This is a genomic window from Lysinibacillus sp. DFXJR4, assembly GCF_057196045.1.
In genome coordinates, this window is sequence record NZ_JBXUNW010000001.1 from 403,460 (window position 1) to 430,051 (window position 26,592).

The 26,592-nt window shown below is 36.6% G+C and carries 26 protein-coding genes and 2 riboswitches; of the genes, 14 read left to right on the top strand and 12 right to left on the bottom strand.

What is annotated here, in order from left to right:
- Positions 1 to 37: 37 nt before the first annotated feature.
- From sigX to AC2CGN_RS01965, 4 genes are all read left to right on the top strand, one after another.
- A complete protein-coding gene (sigX, locus tag AC2CGN_RS01950) occupies positions 38 to 571 on the top strand; it encodes an RNA polymerase sigma factor SigX (RefSeq protein WP_376781218.1) in 534 nt (177 codons plus the stop codon).
- Entirely contained in the window at positions 568 to 1,851 is a 1,284-nt protein-coding gene (locus AC2CGN_RS01955; RefSeq protein WP_484511777.1) for an RNA polymerase subunit sigma, read from the top strand. The genes sigX and AC2CGN_RS01955 overlap by 4 nt, the downstream gene beginning before the upstream one ends.
- Positions 1,852 to 2,045: 194 nt before the next feature.
- A riboswitch (FMN riboswitch) is annotated at positions 2,046 to 2,235 on the top strand.
- Positions 2,236 to 2,453: 218 nt separating this feature from the next.
- Positions 2,454 to 3,041, top strand: a complete 588-nt coding sequence (locus tag AC2CGN_RS01960; protein ID WP_286927110.1) for an ECF transporter S component — start codon at positions 2,454 to 2,456, stop codon at positions 3,039 to 3,041.
- A 204-nt stretch (positions 3,042 to 3,245) separates the two neighbouring features.
- Positions 3,246 to 4,592 (top strand): sodium-dependent transporter, encoded by a 1,347-nt coding sequence (locus AC2CGN_RS01965; RefSeq protein WP_429984652.1) that lies wholly within the window; start codon positions 3,246 to 3,248, stop codon positions 4,590 to 4,592.
- A gap of 65 nt (positions 4,593 to 4,657) precedes the next feature.
- Here AC2CGN_RS01965 and AC2CGN_RS01970 read toward each other — a convergent pair whose 3' ends face one another.
- From AC2CGN_RS01970 to AC2CGN_RS01985, 4 genes are all read right to left on the bottom strand, one after another.
- Positions 4,658 to 5,044, bottom strand: coding sequence for an STAS domain-containing protein (locus tag AC2CGN_RS01970; RefSeq protein ID WP_484511779.1), 387 nt, complete (start codon positions 5,042 to 5,044; stop codon positions 4,658 to 4,660).
- Positions 5,045 to 5,185: 141 nt separating this feature from the next.
- Entirely contained in the window at positions 5,186 to 6,880 is a 1,695-nt protein-coding gene (locus AC2CGN_RS01975; RefSeq protein WP_429984654.1) for a methyl-accepting chemotaxis protein, read from the bottom strand.
- 78 nt (positions 6,881 to 6,958) lie between these two features.
- The gene (locus AC2CGN_RS01980; protein ID WP_283872764.1) at positions 6,959 to 7,390 is read right to left on the bottom strand and encodes an ATP-binding protein; all 432 of its coding nucleotides are present in this window, start codon (positions 7,388 to 7,390) and stop codon (positions 6,959 to 6,961) included.
- 6 nt (positions 7,391 to 7,396) lie between these two features.
- On the bottom strand, positions 7,397 to 8,527 hold the full coding sequence (locus AC2CGN_RS01985; protein ID WP_429984656.1) for a SpoIIE family protein phosphatase: 1,131 nt from the start codon (positions 8,525 to 8,527) through the stop codon (positions 7,397 to 7,399).
- Between the two features lie 414 nt (positions 8,528 to 8,941).
- Here AC2CGN_RS01985 and glnA point away from each other — a divergent pair, with 414 nt between their 5' ends.
- The 4 genes from glnA to AC2CGN_RS02005 all read left to right on the top strand — a co-directional run bounded on the left by glnA (position 8,942) and on the right by AC2CGN_RS02005 (position 12,008).
- Positions 8,942 to 10,276, top strand: coding sequence for a type I glutamate--ammonia ligase (gene glnA / locus AC2CGN_RS01990; RefSeq protein ID WP_429980830.1), 1,335 nt, complete (start codon positions 8,942 to 8,944; stop codon positions 10,274 to 10,276).
- Between the two features lie 109 nt (positions 10,277 to 10,385).
- Positions 10,386 to 10,562 carry a sporulation protein Cse60 gene (locus tag AC2CGN_RS01995; RefSeq protein WP_286927115.1) on the top strand — a complete coding sequence of 59 codons (177 nt, stop codon included), beginning with the start codon at positions 10,386 to 10,388 and terminating at the stop codon, positions 10,560 to 10,562.
- A 34-nt stretch (positions 10,563 to 10,596) separates the two neighbouring features.
- The gene (locus tag AC2CGN_RS02000; RefSeq protein WP_283871331.1) at positions 10,597 to 10,803 is read left to right on the top strand and encodes a hypothetical protein; all 207 of its coding nucleotides are present in this window, start codon (positions 10,597 to 10,599) and stop codon (positions 10,801 to 10,803) included.
- Between the two features lie 341 nt (positions 10,804 to 11,144).
- A complete protein-coding gene (locus tag AC2CGN_RS02005; RefSeq protein WP_286927116.1) occupies positions 11,145 to 12,008 on the top strand; it encodes an AraC family transcriptional regulator in 864 nt (287 codons plus the stop codon).
- A gap of 39 nt (positions 12,009 to 12,047) precedes the next feature.
- Here AC2CGN_RS02005 and AC2CGN_RS02010 read toward each other — a convergent pair whose 3' ends face one another.
- Positions 12,048 to 12,560: a GNAT family N-acetyltransferase gene (locus tag AC2CGN_RS02010; RefSeq protein ID WP_484511783.1), complete on the bottom strand. Its 513-nt coding sequence runs from the start codon at positions 12,558 to 12,560 to the stop codon at positions 12,048 to 12,050.
- A 1,642-nt stretch (positions 12,561 to 14,202) separates the two neighbouring features.
- On the bottom strand, positions 14,203 to 14,466 hold the full coding sequence (locus tag AC2CGN_RS02015; protein ID WP_484511784.1) for a Parvovirus coat protein VP1-like protein: 264 nt from the start codon (positions 14,464 to 14,466) through the stop codon (positions 14,203 to 14,205).
- A 274-nt stretch (positions 14,467 to 14,740) separates the two neighbouring features.
- On the opposite strand from AC2CGN_RS02015, the gene AC2CGN_RS02020 reads away from it, so the two are divergent.
- Positions 14,741 to 15,790: a DUF418 domain-containing protein gene (locus tag AC2CGN_RS02020; RefSeq protein WP_484511786.1), complete on the top strand. Its 1,050-nt coding sequence runs from the start codon at positions 14,741 to 14,743 to the stop codon at positions 15,788 to 15,790.
- A gap of 100 nt (positions 15,791 to 15,890) precedes the next feature.
- On the opposite strand, the gene pruA is transcribed toward AC2CGN_RS02020, so the two are convergent.
- On the bottom strand, positions 15,891 to 17,435 hold the full coding sequence (gene pruA, locus AC2CGN_RS02025; RefSeq protein WP_484511788.1) for an L-glutamate gamma-semialdehyde dehydrogenase: 1,545 nt from the start codon (positions 17,433 to 17,435) through the stop codon (positions 15,891 to 15,893).
- Between the two features lie 179 nt (positions 17,436 to 17,614).
- On the opposite strand from pruA, the gene AC2CGN_RS02030 reads away from it, so the two are divergent.
- Positions 17,615 to 18,952 (top strand): AAA-type ATPase lid domain-containing protein, encoded by a 1,338-nt coding sequence (locus tag AC2CGN_RS02030; protein WP_484511790.1) that lies wholly within the window; start codon positions 17,615 to 17,617, stop codon positions 18,950 to 18,952.
- Between the two features lie 123 nt (positions 18,953 to 19,075).
- On the opposite strand, the gene AC2CGN_RS02035 is transcribed toward AC2CGN_RS02030, so the two are convergent.
- Together AC2CGN_RS02035 and AC2CGN_RS02040 are read right to left on the bottom strand one after the other, a co-directional pair.
- Entirely contained in the window at positions 19,076 to 20,050 is a 975-nt protein-coding gene (locus AC2CGN_RS02035; protein WP_484511792.1) for a proline dehydrogenase family protein, read from the bottom strand.
- 333 nt (positions 20,051 to 20,383) lie between these two features.
- A complete protein-coding gene (locus AC2CGN_RS02040; RefSeq protein WP_429990728.1) occupies positions 20,384 to 20,857 on the bottom strand; it encodes a YbaK/EbsC family protein in 474 nt (157 codons plus the stop codon).
- A 118-nt stretch (positions 20,858 to 20,975) separates the two neighbouring features.
- On the opposite strand from AC2CGN_RS02040, the gene AC2CGN_RS02045 reads away from it, so the two are divergent.
- The 4 genes from AC2CGN_RS02045 to AC2CGN_RS02060 all read left to right on the top strand — a co-directional run bounded on the left by AC2CGN_RS02045 (position 20,976) and on the right by AC2CGN_RS02060 (position 23,354).
- Positions 20,976 to 22,127, top strand: a complete 1,152-nt coding sequence (locus AC2CGN_RS02045) for a PstS family phosphate ABC transporter substrate-binding protein (protein WP_484511795.1) — start codon at positions 20,976 to 20,978, stop codon at positions 22,125 to 22,127.
- A gap of 31 nt (positions 22,128 to 22,158) precedes the next feature.
- Positions 22,159 to 22,253, top strand: a riboswitch (guanidine-I (ykkC/yxkD leader).
- 130 nt (positions 22,254 to 22,383) lie between these two features.
- Positions 22,384 to 22,665, top strand: a complete 282-nt coding sequence (locus AC2CGN_RS02050; protein WP_484511796.1) for a hypothetical protein — start codon at positions 22,384 to 22,386, stop codon at positions 22,663 to 22,665.
- Between the two features lie 33 nt (positions 22,666 to 22,698).
- Positions 22,699 to 23,040 (top strand): DMT family transporter, encoded by a 342-nt coding sequence (locus AC2CGN_RS02055; RefSeq protein ID WP_429980849.1) that lies wholly within the window; start codon positions 22,699 to 22,701, stop codon positions 23,038 to 23,040.
- Entirely contained in the window at positions 23,040 to 23,354 is a 315-nt protein-coding gene (locus tag AC2CGN_RS02060; protein WP_283871343.1) for a DMT family transporter, read from the top strand. The genes AC2CGN_RS02055 and AC2CGN_RS02060 overlap by 1 nt, the downstream gene beginning before the upstream one ends.
- 43 nt (positions 23,355 to 23,397) lie before the next feature.
- Here AC2CGN_RS02060 and AC2CGN_RS02065 read toward each other — a convergent pair whose 3' ends face one another.
- Genes AC2CGN_RS02065 through AC2CGN_RS02075 form a run of 3 tightly spaced genes read right to left on the bottom strand, consistent with a single transcriptional unit; the run spans position 23,398 to position 26,368 of the window.
- Complete coding sequence (locus tag AC2CGN_RS02065) at positions 23,398 to 24,273, bottom strand: glycine betaine ABC transporter substrate-binding protein (protein ID WP_484511799.1); 876 nt, start codon at positions 24,271 to 24,273, stop codon at positions 23,398 to 23,400.
- A 48-nt stretch (positions 24,274 to 24,321) separates the two neighbouring features.
- Positions 24,322 to 25,176: an ABC transporter permease gene (locus AC2CGN_RS02070; RefSeq protein WP_286924409.1), complete on the bottom strand. Its 855-nt coding sequence runs from the start codon at positions 25,174 to 25,176 to the stop codon at positions 24,322 to 24,324.
- On the bottom strand, positions 25,169 to 26,368 hold the full coding sequence (locus tag AC2CGN_RS02075) for a quaternary amine ABC transporter ATP-binding protein (protein ID WP_429980854.1): 1,200 nt from the start codon (positions 26,366 to 26,368) through the stop codon (positions 25,169 to 25,171). The genes AC2CGN_RS02070 and AC2CGN_RS02075 overlap by 8 nt, the downstream gene beginning before the upstream one ends.
- Between the last annotated feature and the right edge of the window lie 224 nt (positions 26,369 to 26,592).

Here is a 26,592-nt window from a genome sequence, read left to right on the forward strand (position 1 = left end):
AAAGACGACAAATATAATAGAACGGGGGTGGAGTGCATTGAATGACTCCGTGTTCCATCGACTGTACGATGCATACCATCAAGACGTGTTCCAGTTTCTTATTTATTTAGTAAAAAACCGTACACTTGCTGAAGATTTAGCGCACGAGGTTTATGTACGAGTGTTGCGCTCATACGATCAATTTGCAGGAAATAGCAGTGAAAAGACATGGCTATTTGCCATTGCTAAAAATGTTGCAATTGATCACTTTCGGAAGCAGGCAGTACGCCAGAAGCATTCACTTGATTTTTTTGACTGGGAAACGGAACAACTCCATTCAAACACACCATCACCGGAAGATATGTTGGAAGCCAGTGATGAATTTATGCAGGTAGAGTCTGCACTTGAAAACTGCACAGGAGACCAAAAAATGGTTATCATTATGCGCTACTTTCAAGATTTATCGATTGCAGAAACAGCACAAATACTAGATTGGACAGAAGCGAAGGTAAAAACGACACAGCATCGTGCCATCAAATTTTTGAGGCAACAGCTACAACAGGTTAGAGAACAGGAGGCGAAACGGCAATGACACATAACCAGTTTGATGATGACCAGCTAGAACATGTATTGAACAATGCCCCTAAGCTTTCTGACCGCCGTTCTAAAGAAGAAATATTAAATCTCTTATTGGCAGATGCCCGTTTGCAGGATAATGTTCATCTGCAAGAAGCCGTACAGCAGCCAATAGATGAAATGTCAGTCCAGGAACAACAGCAAAGTACAAAAACAACAAAGTGCAAAAACCGGAAATGGCCAATCCTTATGAGTGTTGCCGCTGTTTTCGCATTAACAGTAGGTGTAGGCTCTATGTTTATGAATAATAATCATTCTAAGCTAGATCAGGAAACGGCACCTGACATTGCTCCGTATTCTACTATGGAAGATGCGCCAGCTGCCAAAAGTGCTGAAAATCATGATAGTTTTTTGGATTCGAGCATTGTTGCAGAACATGCTAAAATTATGTCTTTACGTACCTCTGTGTATGAGGAAGACTTAACGGATGCCGTTGTCTTCCGTATTGGTTTAGCAAGCAGGGATGTAGAAAGTGTACCAATGACATATGTTATTCCCAATGAACGAGTTGAAGCAGATTTTGGGAAAGAAAAACCTTCTACATTACAAATGTATAAAAAATATGCACCACAAATTGAAGAGGAAGCAAAAGGCTTTACGAACTATCATCCATATCAAGGTGAATTGAAGGAAAAGGATGATAAGTTGATTCATGTATTACCTGAGAAAAATGATTATGATGTAGCTTCTGCACCTGTGAATGAGTACAAGGGAACCTTGCAGGATACATTTTCAGACTCAGAATATACAGAGGTTGAGTTTGAAAACGCAGACGGTACACCATACGCGTTCTCTCAAGAAGGAGAGCAGAGTAAGGCAATGTCGTTAACAGGTCCAAGACATTTTAATTATTACTTATATAAGGACCAGAATAATGGGGCTGAATATTTATCACCTGATTTTCGTCAAACTTTTTCCTCGGTAACAGAAGCGATTACGGGTATGCGCAATAAAAATGATGATTTCTATGTTCCTGTCGTTCCTGAAAATGTGACTTATACTGTGCAAGAGGTTGCTGAGGGTGTAATTGTAACCTTTAATGATCCTCTTGATTTAACAACAATGGACCCAGTTCAGGCAACACAATTAATCGAAGCAATGATGCTAACGGCTGCAAGCTTTGATAAACAATTACGTCTAGATAATGTAGTTCAGGAAAGCTGGGAAGGCTTTGATTTTAAAAATTTCCTACCCAAGCCAGTTGGCCCAAACAAGCAATATATGGAGACGCCATAGAACTTTATGGTGAAGTTTAAGGAGTATTCTCGTACATCAACAGTGGGACGAGAATACTCCTTATTGATTTTGTGGTAATAAATCATCTAACTATCCGTAAAACATACAAATCTAATAGGATTTTTTAAGCAGAACTATTTACTTTTTCTAAATAATTCATTATAGTAAAGCTGTAGAACAAAAATAATATATTGATTCATCTTCGGGGCAGGGTGAAAATCCCGACCGGCGGTAATAGAGTTGTAAATCGCTAATGTGAAAAACATTGGCTCTAAGGATTTACCAAAGACTCTTCAGCCCGCGACCTGTGCAAAGTTTTTTTGCATGGCTGACTTGGTGTAATTCCAAGGCCGACAGTTAGAGTCTGGATGGGAGAAGATGGAGGTACGATCGTCATTTGTTATTTTACATTGGTTATGAACGAGCGTTTTTTCAATATGGCTTTAAAGCCTGCTCAAAAATAGCTAATTAATGGCGTTTATTAATCATGCCTATTCTCCCTTATGCGAAAAATGCATAAGGGTTTTTTCGTGAAAAACATATGATTAGGTCGTAGCCTTTCTTCTTGCGAGATTGAATCAGCAAAGAGGAGAGAGTTTTCAATGAAGAAAAATGTTAAACTTCAATCGTTTATTACGATTGGCATGCTGAGTAGTATTTCGTTTTTATTAATGCTATTTAATTTCCCAATTCCACCATTCCCGGCGTTTTTGGAAGTGGATTTCAGTGATATGCCTGCATTATTAGCAGCCATCACTATGGGACCTGTAGCGGGAATCCTAGTAGAGTTATTTAAAAATGTATTGGATTGGATTTTCTCGGGCACGCCAACGGGAGTACCCGTAGGACATATCGCTAACTTCACAACAGGTATTTTATTTATTTTACCAGTATCCTTTATTTTTAAGCGTTTTAAAAACATTGGGGGTCTTATTGGGGGCTTGGCAGCAGGAACAATCGTTATGGCGGTTGGTATGAGTGTTCTTAACTATGCTGTATTTTTACCGATGTACACGTACTTTTTAGGGATGGAGCCTGTTGTAGGGGATTCATTATATACAATGATTGTGGCTGGAATCTTGCCATTTAATATTGTCAAAGGTATTTTATTAACTGTTATCATGGCTTTATTATTTACAACTATGCGCAAATGGATTGATCGTCAGCGTCATATGTATTTATCAAAATAAGATTATAGTTAACCTCGAGTGATTTCATAGGCTCGAGGTTTTTTTATAGATAGAACGCTTGAAGTAATGAATAGCAATGTGAAGGTGAAGGATAGAATCTTTGAAATAATGGATAGATTCATCAAATGAACTTAATCTAGTCGAGCCCAGTAATTTCATGTAGAATTAAGAAAGAGTTTAGAAATGCTAGAGGAGTTTGAAGAGATGAGTGAGAAAAAGGGACAATGGTCTAGTAAACTAGGCTTTATTTTGGCATCCGCAGGTGCAGCAATCGGATTAGGGGCAATTTGGAAGCTTCCATATGTTACTGGTCAAAGCGGTGGGGGAGCATTTTTCCTAATCTTTGTTCTATTTACGTTGTTAATTGGTTTACCGATGCTATTATCAGAATATGTGTTAGGTCGTGGCACCCAATCTGAGGCGGTCACTGCCTATAAAAAAGTGGCACCAACGAAGCTAGGCTGGGCATGGATTGGCCGCATGGGTGTACTGGGGTGTTTTTTATTATTAACTTTTTATAGTGTTGTGGGTGGTTGGATTTTTATTTATAGTGGTCTTGGTGTGGCTGGAACAGTTATTGATCCCGCTAATAATCCTAGTGAACTATTTGGAAAGATTATAGGTACGCCTTGGATTACTTTACTAGGTTTAGGGTTATTTACGCTAGCTAATGTACTAGTGATATCTCTTGGTGTGCAAAATGGGATCGAAAAGGCCAATAAGTTTATGATGCCACTATTGTTTATTATGTTTATTGTACTTGTTGTCCGAGCAGTAACATTAGACGGGGCGATGGAGGGTGTGAAATTTTTCTTATGGCCGGACTTCTCTAATATTACGGGAAAGGCTATTTTAGAAGCGTTAGGACAATCCTTCTTTGGCTTAGCAGTAGGTTTTTCCTGCCTTGTGACCTACAGCTCCTATTTAAAGAAGGATGTAAGCTTACCTAACTCGGCGGGCTCAGTTGTTCTTTTAACGGTACTTGTATCGTTTTTAGCAGGATTAGCGATTTTCCCAGTGGTATTTGCCTTTGATTTAGAGCCAGCTTCTGGACCAGGCTTACTGTTTATGGTGCTACCGACAGCATTTAGCCAAATGCCATTTGGTGAAGTATTTTTAGCGTTGTTTTTATTACTATTTTTATTTGCAACGTTAACATCTTCCTTCAGTTTATATGAAATTATCGTTGCAGCATTTATAGAAAAGGGGCGAATGTCTCGTTCAGCATTAACACTTTTATTAGGTATAGTAGTCTTTATTGCTGCAATTCCAGCAGCACTGTCATCTAGTACCTTAGCTGATGTATCATTCTTCGGGAAAACAATTTTTGATGCGACAGATTTTCTAGTATCGAATTTAATGCTTCCATTAGGAAATTTATTAATAGCTTTCTTCATTGCACATATAGCCGATAAAGAATTTGTGAAAAAGGAATTACTGATGGGAAGTCAGATGGGGCAGGGGTACTATTCTACATATCGATTATTAATGTTAATTGTAGTACCGATAGTTATTCTTGTTGTTTTACTAAATATGCTTTTACAATATTAAAAAAGCAGGGGTGTATTCCATTCTCAGGAATACACCCTATTGTAATAATGGGGGCAACGATAGGGTTAATATTCGTTAAGTGATAATTCTCCTAGCCAGTCTTCTTTAATCATCTTTCTTGCTTGCTCTTCGCTGTTTGTAATAGGAAAAACTTTATCAACCTGTGAAATAGCGAATAAGTTGCGGATGAAATCATCGATGACAATAATGGCGATTTTCTTTTCTTTTAAAGATACTTTTTTGGCAAAGTTGACAATCATACCAAAGCCAGTACTATCAATATTTGTTACCTTTTGCATATCGATAATATAGCCATGCTTTGTTTCTAAATTAAGGGATTGAAGATCTTTTTTTATATCCTCAATCAGCCCGTATTCTAAATCGCCAGTAAACGCAATTAAGATATAATCAGCCTTTGTGCCAACATCCATCGCAATTTTCTTCTGATTCATACTATAGCGCCTCCATTTTCCTTTTCATGTTTATCGATTAATTTATATTTGGCATTGTGGGAGTCGTGCACGTCCGTATAAGCAATTGTTTTAATAAACTCCCACTGATTCTAACATACATAGTATCATGTTAAGCCTTAATTAAAACTTAAATTTATTGACTTCGTTTTGTAATTTATCAGAAATTGTTGCTAATTCATCTGAGTTTTGTGTTATCTCTGCTACGGTTGCATATTGCTCCTCAGAGGTAGCAGCGATTTCCTCTGTTGCAGCCGCAGCGTCTTCAATGATGCGAGAAATGTCCTGAATAGCTTGTTGAACACCTAAGGAGTTGTCATTGACATGTGAAAATGCAGACTTCATTTGTTCAACACCTTTTTCCGTCTCTACAACCTTCTCCACAATCTCTTTTAAGGCAGTTCCCCCCTTGTTGATAATTGTTACTTGTTCCTCTACCGCAAGTAGATTACTTTCCATTGTACGAACTGTTACTGACGTTTCGGCTTGAATATCATTTATAAGATTTGTAATTTGTCCAGATGCCAGGCTTGATTGCTCGGCTAACTGACGTACCTCTGAGGCAACAACCGCAAAGCCTTTTCCTTGATCTCCTGCGCGTGCAGCTTCAATGGCTGCGTTAAGGGCAAGTAAATTTGTTTGCTCTGCAATACCTGTAATTACGGTGATAATACCACCAATTTCTTCAGAGCGTTTACCTAGTTTTTGAATAGAGTCTGTTGCATAAGAGACGGTTTGCGTTACAGCGCTTAAATGCTTAATTGCTTCATTAATCGCTTCTTCTCCTTTACGTGCAATTTTCGATGATTCTATGGCACTAGTCAAAGTCATTTCAGCTTTTTGTAAACTACTCGATGCTTCTTCGATTGTTTTTTGCATCATTGATACAATTTGCTCAGCTTGATCGGATTGTGTTGTTGTTCCAACAGCAATTTCATTCATCGTTAATGCTATTTGATTAGAAGCCTCGCTTGTTTGGTGTGATGATTCAGCCAATGAGTGGGAAGAGTTAGCGATCTGATTAGCGCTGCCAGCCACAATTGTTATCGTTTCTGTTAAACGGTCTTTCATATGACTAAATGCTTGTGCTAAATCTGCTATCTCGTCTTTGCCTTTAGGATTTAATAATTTTACATTCAAATTTAAATCTGCAAGCTCTTGGGCATTGGAACTTAGGATATTAATTGGATTAATGATTTGTCGTTGTAAAAACCAACTAATACCAACAATTAATAGAATGGCAATCCCTAAGGAAACGGCTATATTTTCAAGGGCAGATTTTGTTGCAATGCTTATATAAGGAGCTGTTGGAACGGCTGTTGCCCATACGCCTATTACATCACCTTTGCTATCTAAAATAGGGTCATAGGCTCCCTGGTGCATGCTTCCTAAAACACTCGCTGAACCAATAAAACGTTTTTTTTCTCCTAATACTACAGTGGCAACTTCGTCAGATACTTTCGTATTTAAGGCACGCTGTCCGTTTTCAACTATATTAGTACTAATTCGTGTATCTTTTTGGAAGATTGATACGGCATTACCGTTTGTTAGCTCTCCGACTTTATCAGCAATCTCAAAATTCTCAACCATATTGACATCGCCTTTATATAATTGATTATTTTTGATGGACCAATCTCCAGGGAATTTTGCATTTAAATATTCATAGCTTACTTGAATATCTGATAGAAGCTTAGTATTAGCACTTTCTAAAAGATTCTTTTTCGCAACATAATAATTTATTCCTGCTAAAAGTGAAGTAAGTAGCAATATACAACTAAAGATTAGCAGGCTTATTTTTTTTCGGATTGACACTCTCATTAAAACTCCTCCCAATTATACGTTTATAGGGTGTGATGTTGAATCTTATTCCAGAGTTGAGTAATGTTTAAAGATTCATCAAAGCCCTTCATTTATATATATTTTTTTTGAGATACCAACTAAAAATTTTGTTTCCGAAATATGCTCAAACCAAATATCGTCAACCATATTTTTAACAAAAAATAAACCACGCCCTCGATCTGAATAATCAAGTTCATTTAAATCGTATTGAAGAACCTTATCCCAATCATTTTCAGCTATTCCTTTTGCCTCATCTGTAACAGTTACTTTTATTTCTTCATTGGATTGGTATACATGTATTTGAATTTCCTTTTCTGAGCATGCATCAATTTTCCCCATTGCTTCAACAGCATTTATAACTAATTCATGTACAACAAAGCGTAATTCTTTTTTATAAGGTAGATTATAAACATTTGCATAATTGTCCATAACTTGGTCTACGAATGCTATAGCTTGTGTATCAGGATTTACATTGAGCGTGAATTTCATCACCAATCACCTACCCTGTAATGTAATTGTTATTGAAACTACTGTTATATCATCACTGTGATCATTGTCGAATAAATTGTACTTTTGAGAAAATTTTTGTAAGGCATAGCTATTTTCTTGTGAGGCATAGGAATGGAAAAAATCCATATCGATATTGTGTTGTTTATTTAATGTCAATAATCCATCCGTATAAAGTATAATGCGATGCCAGCCAGATAAAGGAATTGTTTTTTTTATGATAGGAATTGTAGGAAATAGACCAAGAATGGGTGTGTTCGCTTGAAGAAATACTGTCTCTCCGTACTTTCCGAATAAAAAACCAGCTGGATGGGCTGCATTCACATAGTGTAATGTTCCATTTTTTGTATCAATAAGTATGTAGATAGCGGTCATTAAAAAACGGTCCATATCTTCATCAGAAAAAAGCTCGTAAATTTGACGATTCAGCTCCCGAATAACTGTTACAGGGTCGATTAATTTTGTAATCATGCCTTTTAACAGAGATCGAACGGACATGGTAACAAGCGATGCGGCGATGCCATGCCCCATAGCATCATATAAGAGAATAGCCGTCAAATGTTCATTAATCTTGAACCAACAGTACATGTCACCTCCTAATGTATTGGATGTAACATAAAGCCCATCAATCTGTATGTACTCGAGATTTAATGGTGGTGATAAAGCGTTTTTTTGAAACTTTTTTGCAACGATTAAGTCTTTTTGAATCATGCTCTCTTGCTGCCTTCGAAGTTTTGCTTCATTTTGATATTTAGTGGCTACTTGAATTCGAGTTTTAAATTGTGTGAAATCAAATGGCTTTAAAATAAAATCAAATATTCCGGCTTCAAAAACTCTATCAATCGTAATTGTTTTTTCATAAGTAGTAGCAAGAAGGATTGGGACATCAATCCAGTTTATTAAACGATTAATTTGCTGACATATTTCTTCGCAATTTTTAAGTGTTAATTTTGCATCAAGAATAATTAGTTCCAGCTCTTCTTTCAAAGAATCTAATAAATAATTCATTGCTGCATCAGGGGAGGAAAAGCAATGAATATCTTTGATGTCTATACGATGAAAATATTTTTGTAGACGCAATACATCATTACTTACGCCGCCAATAATTAGTACTGACATACTTCTTACATTCACCGCCTTATGTATCTTTAATAGAAGATTTTTAGGAATTTTAAGTTTCATTCTAACTATATTATATACGCCTTATTTACTTAGCTGATGAACAATATAGAAATTCTAATTTGCTATAAATTTACCAATAAATATGGCATTATACAAGACTATTGTGATATAAAAATACGGAAATATTATTTCTTATTTAAATTCCATAAAACAGATTATAAAAATCTATGTTGTAAAACTTTCTTTCATCTTAAATGAGGGCTCTATATATCTATAAAAAAGATAAATATCTTCGAAAAAAACAATGTAATAAAAGTTTACATATATATTGCGTTTTTTTCTTTTGTAATGTAATTTAAAAGCAGTTATTAATAATGGATGTTAATTAAAATTACATTGGAGTGGTGGAAAATGAAACATTATACGAAAGAAGATATTATACGCCAAGTGGAAGAAGAAAATGTGAAATTTATTCGCCTACAATTTACAGATATATTAGGAACAATTAAAAATGTTGAAATTCCTGTAAGTCAATTAGAAAAAGCATTGGACAATAAAGTGATGTTCGATGGTTCATCCATTGAGGGCTTTGTACGCATCGAAGAATCAGATATGTATTTACGTCCAGATTTTAATACCTTTGTCATTTTTCCTTGGACAGCTGAAAAGGGCAAGGTAGCGCGCTTTATTTGTGATATCACAAGACCTGATGGTACACCGTTTGAAGGTGATCCACGTTCTAACCTAAAGAGGGTATTAAAAGAGATGGAGGAGCTTGGTTTCACTTCATTTAATTTAGGACCAGAACCTGAGTTTTTCTTATTTAAGCTTGATGAAAAAGGGCATCCAACACTAGAATTAAATGATAGTGGAGGCTACTTTGACTTAGCACCAACAGATCTAGGTGAAAATTGTCGTCGTGACATTGTATTAGAGCTTGAAGGAATGGGCTTCGAGATTGAAGCATCACATCATGAGGTGGCGCCTGGACAGCATGAAATTGACTTTAAGTATGCCAATGCAATTGAAGCATGTGATAATATTCAAACATTTAAACTTGTTGTAAAAACTATTGCAGCACAACATGGTTTACACGCAACCTTTATGCCAAAGCCATTATATGGTGTTAACGGCTCTGGAATGCATTTCAATCTATCTTTATTTGAGGGAAGTAAGAATGCCTTTTATGATGAAAATGCAGAACTGCAATTAAGCCAAACAGCACGTAGCTTTATGGCTGGTATTATTAAGCACGTCCATGGCTTTACTGCAGTCACAAATCCGCTTGTGAATTCCTACAAACGTTTAGTGCCTGGCTATGAGGCTCCTTGTTATATTGCATGGTCTGCTCAAAACCGTTCACCACTCATTCGCATTCCGGCTGCAAGAGGCCTCTCGACACGCATTGAGCTTCGTTCTGTTGATCCTGCAGCAAATCCATATTTAGCGATGGCTGTTATTTTAGCATCAGGGCTCGATGGGATTCGCAATGATTTAACACCTCCAGACGCTGTTGATCGAAATATTTATAAAATGTCTCGAAATGAACGGGAATTAAATGGTATTGATAGTTTACCATCATCATTGGAATTTGCACTAATTGAATTAGAAATGGATCATATTGTACGTGAGGCACTTGGAGAACATATTTTTGAAAAGTTCACAATTGCTAAAGAAATAGAATGGAATAAATACCGTACACGTGTCCATAACTGGGAACGTGAAGAATATTTAAGAATGTACTAAAAGGAAGTGTTAGAGCTTTTTCGCTCTAGCACTTCTTTTCCGCTTGATTGGTTTTTTTGTGACAAACCTTTCCTTTTAATTTAATATAAATAGAGGGGGAGGAAAATATATGGTGCAACCGACTCAAGTAGTAACAATCCAAAATAATGATATTGTACATTTTGAAAATGATATTAATAACGCACTTTTAGATTTAAGTGAATATCTAATAATCGATATTAAATATAATACTTTATACATTGGAGAACAGACTGTTATACATTCAGCTCTAATTATTTATAAATAATACGTTTCATAACTAATTGAAAGGGGCATGTCATTTGTCAAAAATTTTTATGCTGTCCGTTACTAAAAGAATAGATGAGCTTGAAGAAGTACAAAGTGTAATGGAAAAAATATTTCCCAGGAAATCTGCATTAAAGGAATTTTTAGAAAAGGAAGGCTATTGCAAAGCAGCGAAAAATCAATATATAAAAATCAAAAATGAATCGATATATGAAGCAGCCATTGAAAAAATAAAGCTTTGAAGCAATGCATAACTAGAAACGAATATTAATAGTACCAAAAAACTATAAAGAAATATTAAGTCATGTTCATTGAGCGTGACTTTTTGTTACGATTATTTTACATACGGATACTCAAAATTTATTGTTTAGAAACGCTATTAGGCATCCAAAAATTAAGTGATAACTATTTGTTGATATCGTCTTAAGAATGAGTATATCTACCCTCCAATAACTGGATATCAATAAGAATTTATTTAGTAAACATTTTTTCAAAGAGTATGAATGAATCTGTCCAAAGAAAGCATAAAAAAACAGGATTAAATACTGTCGTTTCGTTAATCTATATACAAGGAGTGAGAGCAATGAGTTGGATTGAGTCGATTCAAAAAGCAATCAATTATATCGAAGTGCATTTATTAGAAGATATTACTATGGAGCAAATTGCACAAGAGGTTCATTCTTCAGTCTTTCATTTTCAACGGACTTTCTCTATTTTAACAGATATGTCTATTGCAGAGTATATAAGACGAAGAAGATTAACATTGGCTGCACAAGAGTTGCTAAATACTGATGAAAAAATAATCGATCTCGCCTACAAATATGGCTATGACTCTCCTGAAGCTTTCACAAAGGCATTTCGCAAGCAACATCATGTAACGCCTAGTGAAGCTAGAAAAAAGCAAGGTCCATTACAATCATACAATCGCCTGGTCATCCAGGTAAGCCTGAAAGGAGCAGAACCAATGAAGTATAGAATTGAAGAAAAAGAAGCATTTCAAGTAGTAGGGGTAAAAAGAACTTATAATTGTCAAAGTGGTGAAAATACGAGAGAGATTCCTCAATTTTGGAATGAAATGAACAGTAAAGATTTTGATAAGCAGTTAATCCAATTAAATAATGGAGAAATTAAGGGGGTACTTGGTGTTTGTGTTCCTGATTCAAACTATGCACAGAATAGCCTGATCGATTATTGGATTGCCGCTGATCATGTAGGAGATGTACCAGATAATTTACTGGCAATGGACATACCAGCATCTAAATGGGTTGTCTTTGAAGTGCATGGTCCGATGCCTGATGCCATGCAAAATACTTGGAAACAAATATATTCTGAATGGTTCCCATCTAATCCTTACGAACCGATAGCATCCGCAGAGCTTGAAGTGTATTCTGAACAGGATCCATTTAGCCCTGATTGCTATTCTGAAATTTGGATACCGATTAAGTAAGATAAAAGGCCAAGAATGATGATTCTTGGCCTTACGAATTTATTGTATTAAAGCATAAAGACTAATATCATCAGATGTTTCAGCTTCGGGCGATGTTCCTACATAACTGAAATTTAACTTCTCTAATACTTTTATAGAGTTCTTATTTGCAGACTCAACTTTGGCTTCAATTTTTTTTATGTTCAAAGTTGTGAAGGCATAATGAATTAAAGCTGTAATACTTTCCTGCGCATAACCCTTTCCCCAATAAGCTTTCGCAAGCTCATAACCAATTTCTGCGGTATGGTTCTCCACATTAAATGAATTAAATCCACAAGAGCCAATAATCTTATGAGATGTTTTTTCAATAATTGAAAAACGAATAGCTTTCTGCTCCTTCGCTAATTCATTAAGTAGTATAATCATCTCTTGTGCCTGTTTAATATCCGTTAAATTGATAATATTCATGTATTTCGTTACGTCTGGATCAGACCAAATTTGAAATAAATTATCTGCATCCTCTATTTTCATTTTTCTTAAATACAGTCTATTCGTGTCAATTTGTTCTATCAATACTTTTACCTCCAAGTTTTTCATTTTGTTTGGATGAAAAATATTGCTATCTGTGCATCATTCAGTCCCTTCAAATGTTTTATACTAGACGCATTTCCAATAGTAAACAACAGTTCTACTATTTACAATATACATTATAATAATAAGATTGGGGAAAAGAAAATGATAAAAGTAAAAGCAGAGGTTTTTTTGGAAATAAGAGAGATTATTTAAGAGACACCCACATTCGTTTACAGTGTACTTAAACAGATTATAGAAGGCAACATTTATGCCGATAATGCAAACTATCATTCAAATACTAATACATATAAAATCGGGAATATATTATATTTATGGCGATTCTCCTGATATAAGTAAAATTGTAACGCTGCTACAAGAATCGCATGAACACAACAAACGCTTCACATTATTTACTTATTCGGATGATTGGAGCGCAAAGATTAATCAAGAATTAATAGGGGATGAAATTTACAACGATATACGTTATGCATTGATAAGAATGTTTAATGAGAGGGAAAAACATCATTCAATCGATTTTGAATGCTTTAAGATTAATCAGCAATATATTGATCATAGTATAGAATGTACTTATCAATACTATCAAGAAATATTGGGATATAATTTGAAAATGGTTTTGGTTTTTGTCTTCAGCATGAAGGTAAAATGTTTAGTGAAGCAGTTTCCATTTTTAGGTCGATGCAATAGGCAGAGGTGGATATATTGTAACTGACCCGAATTATTGAGGAGAAGGGTTCGCAGACAACATGATTGCAGAGACATTTTTATAGACTATTGCCTTTTAAACAATATGAAGCCTTGCTGGAATTGTGATCTCGTATCATTTAGTCACTAAGTTGGGCTTTACAAATCCAAGAAAATACACAGTTTATACTAAATTATAACTGGTTAAAATGCCCGCAGTGAGAAATTCAATGTGAGCTTTTCATGTTGTTGAAATACTTTTATGTCAATGAAATCAAGGTGACAAATTAAAAAGCATAGCCCTTTTTTGAAACGAGGGGTTGATCTCCGTTCCGACTGAGTGCTTTGTAGCTGTCGCTTTGCTTTCGCTACAGCAAACATTTGCCGCTGACGCTTCGGTTTCGCGCAGAGCTTCTTGGGGGCTTCCGATGAGCCGCTTCACTCGCGTCCAGGGTCTCATAGTGATAAATTGAAGTTTTAGCCATCACAACATTTACCTATAGCAGTGTTGTTAGCAATAAGTGGCTTTATGAATCGTTAAAAAGTAGTTTGATGCACAAAATGAAGGTTGACAGCTATAAAATTGTACCACTATTCTATCCATTTAATGATGGTGGGTAATATGCTTTTACTTTACTTTTGAGGAAAGAAAATATTTAAAGTTCTACACTATTGCTGATTGGAGTGGAAGGCTACTCGACTCCTGTGGGATAGTGAGACAGACGAGACCCTGAGGCCAACACGAGGTTGGTCACGAAGGCGTTGTCACAGGACGTGATGCACTTAGCCTTCGTTCCTCCAGCGCAGGAAGCGGCTCGTCGCTCGCCCACTGGAAAGCGAGTAGCCTGGAACGGAAATCACTTTCATTTGACTTAGTAGTGTTCACAAAGATTCTCTTGACGATTTAGTTTTTCAACACTACAATGTGAGCTTTTTCATCTTAAAAGAAGCGATTACGTATTTCGAAAATATTGTAAAATAATTTAGCATCTCTAGCCATTTTATTATTTGTCTTCATATAAGGCCGTAAGCAGTTTTGAAACAATTCATCACAATGTTTTGTACTACCGTATCGAGCATAGCATTCATCATGTTGCTTACAACATGCATCTACAGCATTCGTTGGAGCACCTGGTCCTGAACAGCCTGGTCCACAATATTTATAGCCTGGGTAACAAAAACTGAGCTTACGCTGTCTGTTCATCGTCAAACCCCTTTCTAAAAGAAATAGTTATTATAAAATATGAAATTTTGAATTGAAAAAGGGGATTTAAAACTAGTAAAGGTGAAAAAATGAAGGTAATACCGAATATTTGTAAGGTTACTGTAAGCTTTAAAAAAAATAGGTGTAAGGATGGAAAGCTATGATAGCAATAGCACAATAAGATTAAGGGGCACAAGCAGCTGTCGATTCAATTCGGCTTGCCCAAGAGCTTCACTTATGCTAAAAAAGTTTGAAAGATAAGGAGTTTTACTGTATGAATTCATCCGTTACACAAAAAGAAAGAATAGTTTCCTTAGATATTATTCGAGGGTTAGCACTGTTTGGTATTTTATTTATTAATGTGGCTGCCTATCAGTTAATTATAGAGGGAGGACCGATGCCTGACTATAGTGGAATAAATGGTCAAATCGATAGACTAGTCGATATGTTTATTCAGAAGAAATTCTTTTCAATTTTTTCCTTCCTGTTTGGTGTAGGCTTTTATATTTTTGCTTCTCGTGCAGAAGCTCGGGGTGATAAACCAAAATGGCGTTTTGCAAGACGTTTATTAGCCTTGCTTCTAATAGGCATTATTCATATTTTTATTTTCTGGGGCTCGATTCTTGCCATTTATGCCGTAATAGGTTTCTTTTTATTACCTTTTTATAATGCAAAGGTTCCAACGATTGGTAAATGGCTCTTTGCGTTTATAACTATTCATGTGCTTGGTATTCTGGGACAAATTTTCATGCCGAATAACGGTGCTCTATCAACAGCATTTAGTTTAGTTGGAAATGATGCAGTGACTATTTTTATTATGTTTTTAACTGGTTTATTAGTAGCAAAAGCAGGGTGGATTAATCATGTAAGTGACTATTCCAAACAAATAAAATGGGTACAATTTATAACATTCCCTTTCTTTATAGGAATCTCGATATGTATTTGGTTTGCATCTCAAGGGGATAATGAAAATCTATCATTACTAATAGGCTTAGGTGTCATTCCAACCACTTATTTTTATTTAGCTTGTTTATTTACTATTTTAGAGAACGAAAAAATTGCTAAATTCCTTCAACCCATTGGCAGGGTTGGACAAATGGCGTTTACCAATTATTTAGCTCAAAGCTTTATTGGGCTAGCGATTATATCTTTAATGGGACTAGAGGTTGTTTCACCCTCGGATACTGTGCTAATAGCGAGCCTAGTCTTTGTGATTCAAATAATCTTTAGCGTTATTTGGTTTAAATTCTTTAAAATGGGGCCGTTTGAAAAGGTATGGCGCTTTATGACATACGGAAGAAAGGGCACTACAAATAAAAAATAAAGCATGTAAAAAATCCCTAACAGCTGTTTTTGAGACTGTTAGGGATTTTTTAATAATTAAGAGTTTCTTCTATTATATATGTGGTATTCTCTGTAGTTAATTAAAGCATTTCTGAAGTTGTTTTCGCTTGCATATGAAGCTGTAGGTAGTCTGGGCCACCAGCTTTTGAGTCTGTACCTGACATGTTGAAGCCGCCGAATGGTTGGTAGCCAACGATGGCACCTGTACAGCCACGGTTAAAGTAAAGGTTTCCGACATGGAATTCTTGACGAGCTTTTTCTAGGTTCACACGGTTTTTCGTGATGACTGCACCTGTTAAGCCATATTCTGTATCGTTTGCGATGTCAATTGCTTGGTCGAAATCTTTCGCTTTTGCAATCGCTACAACTGGTCCGAAGATTTCTTCTTTCATAATACGTGCAGATGGATCTACGTCTGCAAATACTGTTGGTTGAACGAAGTATCCAACTGAATCGTCTGCTGTACCACCCGCAACTAGACGACCTTCGCCTTTACCGATTTCGATGTACTCAGTAATTTTGTTGAAAGCGGCTTGGTCAATAACTGTTGCCATGAAGTTGCTGAAATCTGTTGGGTCCCCAACTGTTAAAGCGTTTGTTAATTCAACCACGCGCTCTACTACTTGGTCATATACATCTTCTACGATTACCGCACGTGAACATGCTGAACATTTTTGACCAGAGAAGCCAAATGCTGATTTCACAATCGATTGTGCAGCTAGCTCTAAGTCTGCTTCTTTATCCACTACGATTGTATCTTTACCACCCATTTCAGCGATGACACGTTTGATCCAAATTTGACCTTCATTTAACACAGAAGCACGTTGATTAATACGTAAGCCAACATCACGTGAACCTGTGAAGCTGATGAAGCGTGTTTTTGGATGATCTACTAAGTAGTCACCTACTTCAGCACCAGAACCTGGTACGAAGTTCACTGCACCTGCTGGAAGACCTGCTTCTTCTAATACTTCGATAAATTTATACGCCACAACGGGTGTTGTTGAAGCTGGTTTTAATAACACTGTGTTTCCTGTTACTAAAGCGGCCACTGTTGTACCCGCCATGATTGCGAATGGGAAGTTCCAAGGAGAAATAACAATACCGATCCCTAATGGAATATAGTCATAACGGTTGTATTCACCTGGACGGCTTTCTACTGGTTGGCCATCTTTAATGCGTAGCATTTGACGACCATAGTATTCCATGAAGTCAATGGCTTCTGCTGTATCTGCATCTGCCTCTGCCCATGGTTTCCCAGCTTCTTTTGTTAAAAGTGCAGAGAATTCATGTTTACGGCGGCGAATAATCGCGGCTGCTTTGAAAAGTACATCTGCACGAATAGCTGGATCTACCCTTTTCCAAGTTTTAAATGTTTCATCTGCTGCTTGCATCGCTTTTTCAGCTAAGTCTTTGCTTGCTTTTGATACGCGACCAATCACTTCTGTTTTCTTTGCAGGGTTATATGAAACGATTTTATCTTCTGTTGTAATGCGTTCGCCACCGATAATAAGTGGATAGTCTTGCCCTAAATAACTTTCAACTTTATTTAAAGCCTCTACGTAAGCGTTGTAGTTTGCCTCTTGTGAAAAATCTGTGAACGGTTCGTGTTTGTATGGAATCATGTCATTTTCCTCCCATGGATATAGGGTGCCAAATGATTATGCACCTTATAAGATTGTGATAATTATATAATGCAATATTATTTGGCATTAATCAACTCAAATATTAAAACTTTTTTAATTTTTGCATCTGTTTTTCGTATTGGTGTTAGAATAGGCTTAAGGAAATACAGGAGGGCAAGATGGATAATAATGTACTACAAAGTATTTATAAATACGTTATTGAAAAAGGTGATATGGGAATTTGCGTTGTCGATACAGAAGGCAAGCTACTCATATACAATAAAAAGATGAGAGAATTAGAGGGCGTGAACGAAGATGAGTTCGAGGAGAGGCGAGCCTTAGAGATTATTGATTTCGAAATCGAAAAAAGTGATATTTATAAGGTCTTAAATTCAGAAACACCTGTGCTGAATGTGAAAAAAACGTATTGGAATAAAAAAAATCAAGAAGTGACCTATATAAGCAATATTTATCCGTTGCACTATGAGGGTATTTTAGTGGGAGCTGTAGAATTCGCCCGAGATATTACACAGCTTGAATACATGATGTACCAGCCATTAAGAAGGTATGGGGCACCATTAACATTTGATATTATTACGGCTGTATCGGCAGTCATGAAGGATGTTATAGAAAAAGCAAAGATTGTTGCACTAAGCAGAATGCCAGTTGTGTTGATCGGAGAATCAGGTACTGGTATTGATATGGTGGCTGAAGGAATTCATCATGATCTAAAGGTGCAAAATGATATGTTTATTGCTCTAATCTGCCGTCGAGATGAAAAAACAGTGCTAAAGCAATTTGAAAAATATATTATTGAAAAGGAAAAAATTACTTTTTTTGCTGAGCGAATTGAATACCTATCACTAGAAGCTCAAGAAAAGATTGTTGAGCTTTTCAATAATCATCCAAATCATCAGCATGTTTTAATTGCTAGCGTTGGTAAAGATCCAATTGATTTAATTCAAAAGCAGGAGCTATCCAAAAAGCTTTACCGACTATTTTCGGGTATCACGATTTATGTGCCACCTTTACGAGATCGAAAAGAGGATATTATGCCATTTATTGATGATTATTTCAAAAGGCATCGTGACAGCTTTGGTTCATCTATCCAGGGACTTTCAGATGAGGTGCGAGAGACCTTTTTAAAATATGACTGGCCAGGTAATTTAAAGGAATTAGAAGTGCTATTGGATGAAATCACCTCACTCATTACGAATGAAACCATCGTTGAACCACATATGTTGCCTGTCCATTTTAAGTGGAAAATTCAAAGTACATGTGAAGAAATCGAAAAAGAAGTCTCTACGAGTGATTTATTTGTTATCAAAAATCAGCAGGACATAAGACCACTAGACGTCTATATGAAAGAGGTAGAGGAATATTATATTTCGAAGGCGTTAGACTTTCATCAAGGTAATATTTCCAAAACGGCTGCTGCGTTGGGGATACGTCGACAAAGCTTACAATACCGTGTAAAAAACTATAAGCTCAATAAGAAAAGCGAAAACATTGATTAACGATGTTTTCGCTTTTTTGATAGATTGTTCAAAATGACGGATAGAAGTATCAATCTGACTGATAGGCTCCCAAAAGTGACGGATAAAACTACCAGATTGACGGATAGCTTGCTTGAATTAGTGTTATTTTCGTTTTTTTGAAAGGCGACCGAGGGCAAATGCTGCTGCTCCTATGCCAATAGCCAAGTTTGTATTTTTATTAAACACTTGTTTTGTAACAAGCGCTACATTTTGAGGGCGTTCTGCTAAACGGCGCATAAAGTATCCATACCAATCGTTACCAAATGGTAGATATGTACAGAAATTATAGCCTTCGCGTGCAAGGTCTAGTTGCATTTCTTTGCGGAAGCCGTAGAGCATTTGGAATTCAAACTTGTCATTTGAAATATTATGTTGTTTAACAAATTGTTTCACATGATTAATTACATTATGATCATGTGTAGCGATAGATGTAAACTTACCATGCAATAAATGATATTCAATTAGCTTTAGGTAGTTACGATCAATATCACCTTTTGATTGATAAGCTACATTTTCTGGTTCTTTGTAGGCACCTTTTACAATTCGTAAACGGAAGTTTTTGTATTTTTCGATATTTTCCTCTGACTCAAAGAAGTAAGCTTGAATAACTGTACCTACGTTATCAAATTCCTGATGTAACTCCTCAAGTAATTCAAATGAGCTGTGTAAACGCTCGTAGTTTTCCATATCAAAATTCACGAAAATATTATATTGATAGGCAAGTTCCACGATTTCTTTTAAGTTTTCGTAGCAAAATGCATAATCAATATCTAAACCTAATTGTGAAGGCTTAAGTGAAATATGTGCGTCCAGCTGTTCATCATGGATAGCCTGAACTACAGCTAAAATATTGTTTTTTGCAGCCGTTGCCTCTGACTTTTCGTATACGAATTCGCCAAGATTATCAACTGTACAAGAAATATTAGCTTTATTTAATTCTTTGATAGATTGCACAACTTCAGGAAGGCTTGTGCCAGCAACAACGCTTTGGGCCCCCATTTTTAGTCCATATTTTTGCGCAGCGCTATTTAATAATTTGTTCTCTGATAAGTAAATAAAAAAGTCACGTAATACCATAAAGTAACCTCCAAAGTTGAAAATTTTAAATTCTTGGCGATTATAACACTTTTTTTAAAAAGTAAAACTATTAGATTTTTTGTGAAAAATTATTTTATGGGTAGTGAGATGTTGTGCGTACTGACTTTTTTTAGATATACAAAAAGAAAAAATATTTTTTTCTGAAAAAAAGGGCTTTTCAAAAGGGATTTTTTCTTTTATTTTTGATTATAACTATGCTTTTTTTAAGAGGCATTAGATGAATAGGGATTATATATTATATTGAAATATTATTTTTAGTTACAAAAAAATCGATGAAACGACCTTAATGTTTCACCGATTAGTAAAATTATATTATTCATTCCAGCCTTTGCAAACATCTATCCATTCTTGGTAAGGTGTGTAGGTTTCTAGTTCAGAGATCGTAAGCTCAATGGCAGAATTACTACTACCACATGCGGGGAATACCGTTGTAAAACGTTTAAGAGATTCATCTAAATAAATAGCGACACCATCATTGACACCGAAAGGACAAACACCTCCTACTTCATGTCCAATTTTTTCAAGAACCTCATCTTTTGCTAGCATTTTTGCTTTTGTACCAAAGACAGTTTTAAATTTAGCGTTGTCAATTTTCGCATCCCCCGCAGCAACGATTAATACCGCTCCATCGTTCACTAGAAACGATAAAGACTTGGCAATACGTTCAGGCTCACAACCAAGTGCCTGTGCCGCCAATTCCACGGTAGCAGAGCTTTCTTCTAGCTCCAGTATTTTGTGTTCCACATTCCATTGTGCTAAATGCTTTTTTACCTTTTCAATAGCCATATGTACTTACCTCCTTGATGTATTTACGTTTTATTTTAACATAATTTTCAGAATAAATAGTTGCAAATAACCTATTATAAATATATAGTGTAAAATTACACTTTTCGGAGGTGGGAAAATGCTTTTGAAATTACTGCAAACGTTTTTTGTATTAATAGGATTACTATTTTTTACGGGGATTGTTGGGCTATATGTATTGTTAATGGGCGGAATACATTTTAGAGGGTTACTAGTTGTCGTTCCACTTTGTTTATTTGTTCTTTTTATTTGTATAATTTTTAATTGGTTATCAACAAAGAAGCGTAAGATTTGGCTAGCTGGAATATTGGGGATTTCACTCTGCCTTGCCTTAGTTGAGCCTCTTCAACATTACTATAAAATAAGTATCCCAACAGTTGATGCTGAAATCGATGTATCAGCCTATCAACCATTTACGGAATCTAATCAGGTTATGAAGCTAGACACAAAAGCTTCATTGCAGCTCGTTGAACCTTTGCCACGCTTAGATGGGGCAACGGCCATGTATCCACTCTATGCTGCCTTTGTAGAAGCTACATATCCAAAGGGGGATTATCCTTATTACGATAGTAGAGTAATGGTAAGCCGTACACCTGAAGCGTATCAAAATTTAATCTCAGGAGATGTGGATCTAATTTTTGTAGCAGCACCATCAGAATCCCAAAAAAGACAGGCTGAGATGCAAGGTCTTACTTTTCATATGATTCCCATTGGACGAGAGGCATTTGTCTTTTTCGTTAATCATAAGAACACTGTAGAAAATTTAACACTGGGGCAAGTTCAGCAAATATATGCTGGCCAAATTACGAATTGGCAGGAAGTTGGCGGTAAAAATGATGTGATTCGTGCCTTTCAACGTCCAGCTGATAGCGGAAGTCAAACAGCATTAGAAAAAATTATGGGAGATACACCAATTATGGGAGCACCTGCTGAAAATGTTGCAACAGGCATGGGGGGCATTATCCATGAGGTATCTCAATATCGTAATTATAAAAATGCTATTGGCTACACGTTTCGATTTTATTCCACGGAAATGGTCAATAACAAGGATATTAAATTATTGTCCATTGATGGGATTGAGCCTACAAGGGAAAATATTCGTAACGGTACATATCCCCTTGTATCTGAATTTTATGCGGTTACAGCAGGAACAGATAATTCGAATGTAAAGAAATTTATCGACTGGATTGTTTCAGAGGAGGGACAAGCACTAGTCGAAAAAGTTGGCTATGTTTCAGTGGAAATTAACTAAATAGTTTGATATACTAGTGACATAATAACATATGATAGTTTTCTAGGGTTCCGTAGCTTGGCTAGTCTGGTCCGAGAGAAAACCACAAATTGTTTTGTGACACGGAAGGATAAAAGCCTGGGAGATACTGTTTACAACAGTGTTCCTTAGGCTTTTTTTGTTTGGCTTAAAATAAGGTTATGCTAGAAATGCTGGAAATTTGGATGTGTGCTAGATTGAGCGAATCTACTTAAGTATTAAAAAGGATGCTCGACTCATGGAGAAAAAGGCTCAGGTAGTAGGGAAAGGCGCTAGGCTTGAGGAGAAAAGCGCTCGGCTCAGGGAGAAAAGCGCTCGACTTGGGGAGAAAGGCGCTCGGCTCGAGGAGAAAAGTGCTCGGCTTGAGGAGAAAGGCGCTCGGCTTGAGGAGAAAAGCGCTCAGCTCGAGGAGAAAAGCGCTCGGCTCCTGAATAAAATCGCTCCACCCAGAGAAAAAAACACATTTCTGAAAATTTCATTTAACAAAAATAAAGCTAAAAACTTTAAGACTAGCCTTTAGTCCGTGTCTAGCAATAATATGGAGGAATTCACTATGAATAAACAATGGGCAAGTGTTATCGTTGCTGCTTTTTTTGAGGTCGGTTGGGTCATAGGCCTAAAGCATGCGGGAAATAGTATTGAATGGATAGGTACAGCCGTTGCTATTTTTGTAAGCTTTTATTTATTAATTAAAGCTGGGGAAAGTTTGCCTGTCGGAACGGTTTATGCGGTATTTGTAGGCTTAGGTACGGCGGGAACGGTGTGTGCGGATAGCTTGCTATTTGGAGAGCCGTGGAAAATCGCTAAAATTTTATGTATTGTCGTGTTACTTTCAGGGGTGGTGGGCTTAAAGCTTGTGACTGGAGAGCCAAAAGATAAAGAGGTGAGTGAATAATGGCATGGATGGCATTGGTGATTGCAGGGCTCTGTGAGATGATGGGTGTTTATATGATTAGCAAATATAACGATACTAAGAGCATTAAAAATTTAGCACTGCTGATTTTTGCATTTACCCTAAGTTTTGCGGGCCTTGCATATGCTATGGAAACTTTACCGATGGGCACAGCCTACGCTATTTGGACAGGAATCGGAGCGGCGGGAGGAGCATTGCTAGGTATGCTATTCTTTAATGAATCAAAGGATTGGAGACGTATTTTCTGTATTGCGTTGGTCCTAGGAGCAGCAATTTTCTTAAAATTATTATCATAAATAAAAGCACTTCCACATTAAACGGAAGTGCTTTTTGAAAATATTATTTTTTTACATCCTTTGTCCATTCAGCTACTTTATCAGCGTTTTTCTCTATCCAGTCTTTAGCGGCGTCTTTTGGATCTTTGCCATCCATAACTTCAAGCATTACACTTTCTAAATCCTCTGATGTCCAATGGAAATTATCTAGGACAGAATAGACATCTGGTTGATCCTCTTTTAAGCCTTTGCGAACGAAGGTATTAATTGTTTCTTCCCCGCCATAAACACCCTTTGGATCCTCTAAATATTTTAGATCATATTTGGCGAATTTCCAGTGAGGAGACCAGCCTGTCACGATAATTTCGTCTTTATTTTTAATGGCCTTTGCCAGGGAAGTTGTCATGGCGCCAGATGAAGAGGTTACTAGACTCCAATCTGATAAGTTATCGTATTCATCTAACGCCTTTTCTGTAGCAGCCGTGATCCCAGCGCCAGGCTCTATACCTGTTATAGTGTGGTCTGCTTCATTTGCTAAATCCTCGATTGAATTTATATTCATATAGCTTGGTACTACTAAACCAATTTTTGCACCAGCCAGGTTTTCACCTAACTCATCTAAATCAGCCTTATATTTTTCGTATTGAGAGGCATGTGTATGAGGTAGCCAAGCAGCGACCATTCCATCTGCTTCACCTTTTGAAACAGCCTCCCACATAATAGCATTATCAAGCGGTGTTAATGTTACATTGTATCCTAAGTCCTCAAGCACCTGACCTACGACATTCGTGGAAGCAATTTCTGTATCCCATTCCACATAGGCAAGGTTGACATCCTTTGAGTCTCCGCTGCTTTTGTTAGAATCATCACCACTACATGCAGCAAGTATAAAGCCAAGACCTAAAGCCATTCCTAATTTAGATAAAGTTTTCAATTTCATCGAATCTTCCTTTCTTATTTATATAATCAAAAAAACGCTATGTTTTTTCTAGGCTGCCTTCTTTTTATTAAAGCTTTGTGTTAAACGATCAATAATAATCGCGAAGATTACTAGACTCAAACCTGCTACAAATCCATTACCAACTTGTGTACGTTGCAGTGCAGTCAATACTTCACGACCAAGTCCAGGTGCGCCAATCATTGAGGCAACGACCACCATTGATAGTGAAAGCATAACGGTTTGGTTAATACCTGCCATGATGGTTGATTTTGCGAGTGGAATCTCCACTTTAAATAATTTTTGGCTAGCTGTACTGCCGTAGGAATCTGCAGCTTCCACTAACTCTTTTGGAACCTGGCGAATACCAAGATTCGTCATACGTACTGTTGGAGGTAATGCAAAAATAACAGATGCAAAGACACCAGGTACAATTCCAATGCCAAAGAAGGCAACTGCGGGAATTAAGTATACGAAGCCAGGCATTGTTTGCATAAAATCAAGTATGGGCTTAATAACATTTTCTGCTACATTCGATTTGGACATAAGGATGCCAAGTGGAATACCAATAATAATTGAAATAATACTTGAGAAAAGTACAAGTGTAGTTGTTTCCATAAGATGTGACCATAAGCCTTGGTTATAAATAAAAAGCAGGCCTATGAATGAAAAAGCAGCAAGTCCAAATTTCTTGCCCGTGATGAAAAAGGCAAAAATGACGACAAGTATTATAAGAATAATGGCAGGAATGTTTATTAATAAATCAGTGACCTGATTCATGAGTAGTTTTCCAGATTTTTGAATAGCGTTAAATAACACTGAAAAATTACTCGTCAACCAGTCCATAGCTGATTCTACCCATGGAGCAAGTGGGATTGTTGGAATATTGTCTAAAAAATTATTCATGTGTTACAGCCTCCTCATCGCTAGTTGATAATGCTTCGATGACAACACCACGAATGAGAACTCCAAGTAAGCGCTCATCTTTTACAACTGCAATAGGAGTAGGAGAATTATGAATCAAACCTAAAATGTCCTGTAATAGCATATCTGGTGGAACGGTTAACACCTCTGATTGAACAATGGAATGCACGGTTTGTTCATGCTTTTTAGCAGCTGCCAGGGCGTCATCAGCCGTAATATAGCCTTTTAAATGACGGTTTTTGTCAACCGCCATTAGCAAACTAACAGCCTCTTGGCGCATTCTCTTAAGAGCTACAGCAGGACCATCTAAGTCAACATTGACATATACAGGCCGAACCATAACATTTTCAGCAGTTAATACTTTAGAACGATCTACATCTTCAACAAAGGTTTTGACATAATCATTTGCTGGATTAGTTAAAATTTCTTCCCCTGTGCCAATTTGAATAATGGAGCCATCCTTCATAATGGCGATACGATCTCCAATACGCAATGCCTCATTTAAATCATGGGTGATAAATAAAATGGTTTTCTTCAATGTTCGTTGTAAATCGAGTAATTCATCTTGCATTTCTTTCCGAATTAATGGATCAAGTGCTGAAAAGGCTTCATCCATTAGTAAGATTTCAGGATCATTGGCAAGTGCACGCGCTAAACCAACACGTTGTTGCATACCACCTGATAATTGATTCGGATATTGGTCTTTATACGCGAGTAAGCCAGCATTTGCGAGTGCCTGTTCCGCTTTTGCTTGACGTTCATCCTTTGAGATGCCTCTGATTTCAAGGCCATATTCGGTATTTTGAAGAAGTGTACGATGGGGGAATAAACCGAAGTTTTGAAAAACCATACTCATTTTGTTCCTTCTGACATTCCGTAAATTTTCTTTTCCCATTGACGAAATATTTTCTCCATCGATATAAATGTTTCCACTGGTTGGTTCGATCAGTCGGTTTAAAAGCCGAATAAGTGTTGATTTCCCACTTCCTGATAATCCCATGATGACGAAGATTTCACCTTCATTTACTGTAAAGCTTGCATCATAGACACCAACAGTTGCACCTGTTTCTTTTAAGATATCAGTCTTGCTTTTTTGTTGCTTGACGAGTTCTAATGCTTGAGGAATATGCTTCCCAAAAACTTTTGAAACATGCTCCACCTTTATTTTTTCCATAGAACCACTCCTTTCGAAGAATAATTTAGCCTTGGCGTAAATATGCTGTTACATAAATAAATATTTTGTCCGGTTTTGAATAGTGTTTGCATCATTCTTTTTTCTCAAATTCCGTGACATTTGCCAGAGACTATATCTTCACATCTGCATCTCATCACCTTTAAAGGTGGGAGTATTCTATAGCCGATATTTCACTTTCGCTACAAACATTTGCTGCATGAAGA

Excerpts from the sequence above, each read along its gene's own strand:
- pruA (WP_484511788.1), bottom strand. The coding sequence starts at position 17,435 with ATGATTCCATACAAACACGAACCGTTCACAGATTTTTCACAAGAGGCA.
- AC2CGN_RS02020 (WP_484511786.1), top strand. The coding sequence starts at position 14,741 with ATGAATTCATCCGTTACACAAAAAGAAAGAATAGTTTCCTTAGATATT.
- AC2CGN_RS02035 (WP_484511792.1), bottom strand. The coding sequence starts at position 20,050 with ATGGTATTACGTGACTTTTTTATTTACTTATCAGAGAACAAATTATTA.
- AC2CGN_RS01965 (WP_429984652.1), top strand. The coding sequence starts at position 3,246 with ATGAGTGAGAAAAAGGGACAATGGTCTAGTAAACTAGGCTTTATTTTG.
- AC2CGN_RS02070 (WP_286924409.1), bottom strand. The coding sequence starts at position 25,176 with ATGAATAATTTTTTAGACAATATTCCAACAATCCCACTTGCTCCATGG.
- AC2CGN_RS02005 (WP_286927116.1), top strand. The coding sequence starts at position 11,145 with ATGAGTTGGATTGAGTCGATTCAAAAAGCAATCAATTATATCGAAGTG.
- AC2CGN_RS02065 (WP_484511799.1), bottom strand. The coding sequence starts at position 24,273 with ATGAAATTGAAAACTTTATCTAAATTAGGAATGGCTTTAGGTCTTGGC.
- AC2CGN_RS02045 (WP_484511795.1), top strand. The coding sequence starts at position 20,976 with ATGCTTTTGAAATTACTGCAAACGTTTTTTGTATTAATAGGATTACTA.
- AC2CGN_RS01980 (WP_283872764.1), bottom strand. The coding sequence starts at position 7,390 with ATGAAATTCACGCTCAATGTAAATCCTGATACACAAGCTATAGCATTC.
- AC2CGN_RS02060 (WP_283871343.1), top strand. The coding sequence starts at position 23,040 with ATGGCATGGATGGCATTGGTGATTGCAGGGCTCTGTGAGATGATGGGT.
- glnA (WP_429980830.1), top strand. The coding sequence starts at position 8,942 with ATGAAACATTATACGAAAGAAGATATTATACGCCAAGTGGAAGAAGAA.
- AC2CGN_RS02050 (WP_484511796.1), top strand. The coding sequence starts at position 22,384 with ATGGAGAAAAAGGCTCAGGTAGTAGGGAAAGGCGCTAGGCTTGAGGAG.
- AC2CGN_RS01960 (WP_286927110.1), top strand. The coding sequence starts at position 2,454 with ATGAAGAAAAATGTTAAACTTCAATCGTTTATTACGATTGGCATGCTG.
- AC2CGN_RS01955 (WP_484511777.1), top strand. The coding sequence starts at position 568 with ATGACACATAACCAGTTTGATGATGACCAGCTAGAACATGTATTGAAC.
- AC2CGN_RS01985 (WP_429984656.1), bottom strand. The coding sequence starts at position 8,527 with ATGTCAGTACTAATTATTGGCGGCGTAAGTAATGATGTATTGCGTCTA.
- AC2CGN_RS02015 (WP_484511784.1), bottom strand. The coding sequence starts at position 14,466 with ATGAACAGACAGCGTAAGCTCAGTTTTTGTTACCCAGGCTATAAATAT.
- AC2CGN_RS02040 (WP_429990728.1), bottom strand. The coding sequence starts at position 20,857 with ATGGCTATTGAAAAGGTAAAAAAGCATTTAGCACAATGGAATGTGGAA.
- AC2CGN_RS02030 (WP_484511790.1), top strand. The coding sequence starts at position 17,615 with ATGGATAATAATGTACTACAAAGTATTTATAAATACGTTATTGAAAAA.
- AC2CGN_RS02055 (WP_429980849.1), top strand. The coding sequence starts at position 22,699 with ATGAATAAACAATGGGCAAGTGTTATCGTTGCTGCTTTTTTTGAGGTC.
- AC2CGN_RS01970 (WP_484511779.1), bottom strand. The coding sequence starts at position 5,044 with ATGAATCAGAAGAAAATTGCGATGGATGTTGGCACAAAGGCTGATTAT.
- AC2CGN_RS01975 (WP_429984654.1), bottom strand. The coding sequence starts at position 6,880 with ATGAGAGTGTCAATCCGAAAAAAAATAAGCCTGCTAATCTTTAGTTGT.
- AC2CGN_RS02075 (WP_429980854.1), bottom strand. The coding sequence starts at position 26,368 with ATGGAAAAAATAAAGGTGGAGCATGTTTCAAAAGTTTTTGGGAAGCAT.
- AC2CGN_RS01995 (WP_286927115.1), top strand. The coding sequence starts at position 10,386 with ATGGTGCAACCGACTCAAGTAGTAACAATCCAAAATAATGATATTGTA.